Source organism: Alteromonas sp. AWQ4_252, from assembly GCF_056158205.1.
The window spans coordinates 1-3,293 of record NZ_JBSWSV010000003.1; the positions used below are offsets into that span (position 1 = coordinate 1).

At 46.6% G+C, this 3,293-nt stretch carries 4 protein-coding genes; 2 read left to right on the top strand and 2 right to left on the bottom strand.

Features of this window, described 5'->3' with window-relative positions; genetic code table 11:
* Both ACXACM_RS20310 and ACXACM_RS20315 read left to right on the top strand, forming a co-directional pair.
* Positions 1-502, top strand: a 502-nt coding sequence (locus ACXACM_RS20310; protein WP_474824459.1) for a hypothetical protein, incomplete at its 5' end; no start/stop codon positions are given.
* Positions 450-1,274 carry a methyl-accepting chemotaxis protein gene (locus ACXACM_RS20315; RefSeq protein WP_474824461.1) on the top strand — a complete coding sequence of 275 codons (825 nt, stop codon included), beginning with the start codon at positions 450-452 and terminating at the stop codon, positions 1,272-1,274. The genes ACXACM_RS20310 and ACXACM_RS20315, both read left to right, overlap by 53 nt.
* 182 nt (positions 1,275-1,456) lie before the next feature.
* Here ACXACM_RS20315 and ACXACM_RS20320 read toward each other — a convergent pair whose 3' ends face one another.
* Together ACXACM_RS20320 and ACXACM_RS20325 are read right to left on the bottom strand one after the other, a co-directional pair.
* Positions 1,457-1,786: a hypothetical protein gene (locus tag ACXACM_RS20320; RefSeq protein ID WP_474824463.1), complete on the bottom strand. Its 330-nt coding sequence runs from the start codon at positions 1,784-1,786 to the stop codon at positions 1,457-1,459.
* A 368-nt stretch (positions 1,787-2,154) separates the two neighbouring features.
* On the bottom strand, positions 2,155-2,937 hold the full coding sequence (locus ACXACM_RS20325; RefSeq protein WP_474824465.1) for a CAP domain-containing protein: 783 nt from the start codon (positions 2,935-2,937) through the stop codon (positions 2,155-2,157).
* Between the last annotated feature and the right edge of the window lie 356 nt (positions 2,938-3,293).

The window sequence follows — 3,293 nt, forward strand, 5'->3', positions numbered from 1 at the left end:
GGTAGAACAAGATATGGCGGCTGTGGCGATGTTCGGCACAGAAATGCTTTTATATACGCTTTTGTATACGGTCCTTACATTTGTTATGAGAAAAGACAGCTGGTTCCCTTACATCAGTGTTGTTCTCGTCCAAGTATTTACAATGGCCGGGATATGGGTGACGGGCGGGGGATGGACCATTATATTAGTGAGTTATTTCCTGGCCATCTTTTCCGTCGTTCATTACAAGGCGGCTGTCTTTGCGCTTGGGTATGGACTCGGATTGGTCACGATTCTGACAGGCACTTTTTTAAGTACGGTCAATAAGGACGCCATTCTTGAGGAGGCACCGACAATCCTGTTGGTCTACATTCTCATGGGCCTGCTTCTCGGAGTCTTGATCTACCTTGGCAACCGGCAGGATACATCTTATCAGAAAGCTCCTTCTGGAAGCCGAACAACGCTCCAAGGTGGAACAGGAAAAACGCCGCACATTGGAAGAGCATGTAAGTGTGATCATTGATGATTTGTCCAAGGTGAACGAGCATGTACAGCGGAATCGGGTATCGCAGGCAGAAATGAGGCATGCCATTCAGGAAGTAGCGGCTGGCAGCCATCATCAGAGCGGACAGATTACTGCCATTTCCGACCAGTCCAGTTCTTCGCGTACCGAAATGGAAGAGTTGAGCGGTCTTATGGATACACTGAAGGAAGAGACCGGCCGGGCAGGGGAATTGACCGGAGAGGGAAAAACAAAGGTACATAGGTTTACCAAGGGTGTGGAGGAGGTTCACGCGTTTATCCATGATTTGAAAGAAACCTTCTATACACTTAGTGAAAAAGTGAAGGAAACCGACAGCTTCTCTAAAGATATTAAGAAAATTTCAGAGCAGACGAATCTTCTCGCTTTGAATGCGTCCGTTGAGGCTGCGAGAGCAGGGGAAGCCGGCAGAGGCTTTTCTGTTGTCGCTGAGGAAATCCGCAAGCTTGCCGAAGTAACCAAGCGGGCGGCTGATCAAATCACTGAGAATCTTTTTGAGGTCAGCCAGAATAATGCAGAAACCTTGTCCAAGATGGAGGTAAGTGTAGAGAAGATGTCTTCGATACAATCTTCTTCTACAGATATACACGGCACCTTCCAGGAGCTGAGCCGCGTGCTTATAGACATCAATCAAAGCTTTGATCAAACGAATGAAGCGGCGGGCCGGGTTGTAGAAAGCAGTACGGAAATTGATCGCTGGAGCGGAGATCGGCAGCCGTCATCGAGGAGTCGAGCGCCGGAATGGAGCAGATGAGTGCCACAGTAGAGTCATTGACGGATGATAATGGAAAAATCGCCGATACCATGAAAGAAACAACAGACCGAGCTGTTCACCTGCTGGAGGAGAACGTATAAAAAAAGACGGGCTTCATGCCCGTCTTCCTCTGGAGGATTCAAGCGAACTGCTTTAGTGCCTTGTACACTTCCTCTCCCTCATCATTTAATACGTGACCGCTTCCGTGGCAGCGAGCTGCACTTGGTTTCATAACTGGTTTCCTCGACGGCCAGTTTCCAAGCCGCTTTCTCACTGGCATGATTGACGCGGCTGTAATGGTCCATAATCATATTAGCCTTGCTGTCATCATATTCTTTATAGGCTCCTGTTCCTTGACATAAGGGGCAGACATGATAGAGGTGACTCACCGTATGTTTATTCAAACCGACCACTTCCTTCGTATTTGATATAGTTAAAGTATGATTGATTTTATGAAATATTCTGACAAAAGGCAATACTTTTTTCTTCCCATAAAAAAGAAAAAAAGTCATTTTGGACGAAAGACCTACCCGATAGAGATAGAAAAATCTGTGTTATCCAGTTAGAGTTGTCCGCATGTCGTGGTGAGGGGGACACGTTCCGCTTTTTGGGTGGATGGTTCCCGCAGGCGTCACCACCGAACGCTCCTCGTGCCGATGCCTGTGGGAAGACAGCTTTACCCTATGATAAAAGAGAACGTTGAGTACAGCTCCTCCGCTGTTTCAAAAGAACAGGACAAGCTGCGTTACGGCCGCCTGCGTGGGAAACAATCCTATCCATGACCAAGTATGGATGACCACTCTTTTGGAGTCACTAGAAAAAAGGTTTCTCTACAAGCTAAAAAGCCACCGGAAATCCGGTGGCTTTTTTCTATCGTCTGTTATTTACCAATGAACATTTGTGTCCAGTAGTTGCCTTCTTCGGCGTGACCTACACCGATGTGGGTGAAGTCAGGGTTCATAATGTTTTCTGGGTGCCCCTGGCTGTTCATCCAGCCTTCAACAACCTGCTCTGGAATATACTGTCCCATAGCGATGTTTTCACCGGCTGTGCGGTAGTCAATACCATATTGATCCATCATATCAAATGGAGAACCGTACGTCGGGCTGTTATGGGAGAAATAGTCATTGTTCTGCATATCGAGAGACTTGTCCTCCGCTACTCCGCTGAGCTCTGTATCCAGTTCCAGTGGTTCAAGACCCTGTTTTTCACGTTCCTGGTTCGTAAGTTCCACCACTTCTTTTTCAAAAGCGGATACGTCAGAAGAAACATTCTCTTCCTGGGCGGAATCCTGCGCTTGAGCTTCTTCTTCTGATGCTGTTGTTTCTTCAGGTGCCGGCTGTGGTGCAGCTTCTTCTTCTGCCGGTTGCGCAGGCTCCTCTTGCTGAGCCGGCTGCTCTTCTACGGGTGCCTGCTCAGAAGGCTGGGCATTCCAATTGAATTGTTTAAGCAGAGACTGTACATCCAATTGATCATACTGACCATTGTTCAATGCCTCTTCATTTTGTTTTACCCAGTCGTTCACTTGACTGGAATCTATTTGAATGGTTTTTGTTTGAACCTGATAGTCTTTCTGAACCTCACCTGTAGAAGCAAGGGATGTGGCTGGTGATGCTAGTAGAGACAGCGCAAGTGCGCCAGTCAGAATAAGTGGCTTTTTCATAATCTAAAATTCCTCCTTGATGAGTTGTGTTGTTTGGAACAACTCTATCGTACCATCAAGATCGTGTAATATAGGAGGTTGAATCTGGAAACTGCCATTCTGAGAGATAGAGCATATGGGAGCATCCCCGTGGAAGAACGTATGAACCCAACGGCGGCGTGAACAGAATAGTCTCATAATTTAATAGAGGGCGGAAGGAAGCATAGGAAGAGTTATCCATTTCGATTATAAATTTCATAAAAGTGCGCCTTGACAGCTTTTGTAAGAGAGGAGATTTGTTACATAGGTGCTGACCTTGCTTTCCCTTCTTGATTGATTAACCTTAGCAATACGTAACTGAAACGAAGGCATACATA

Coding starts and splice junctions, on each gene's coding strand:
- ACXACM_RS20320 (WP_474824463.1), bottom strand. CDS start 1,786: ATGACTTTTTTTCTTTTTTATGGGAAGAAAAAAGTATTGCCTTTTGTC.
- ACXACM_RS20325 (WP_474824465.1), bottom strand. CDS start 2,937: ATGAAAAAGCCACTTATTCTGACTGGCGCACTTGCGCTGTCTCTACTA.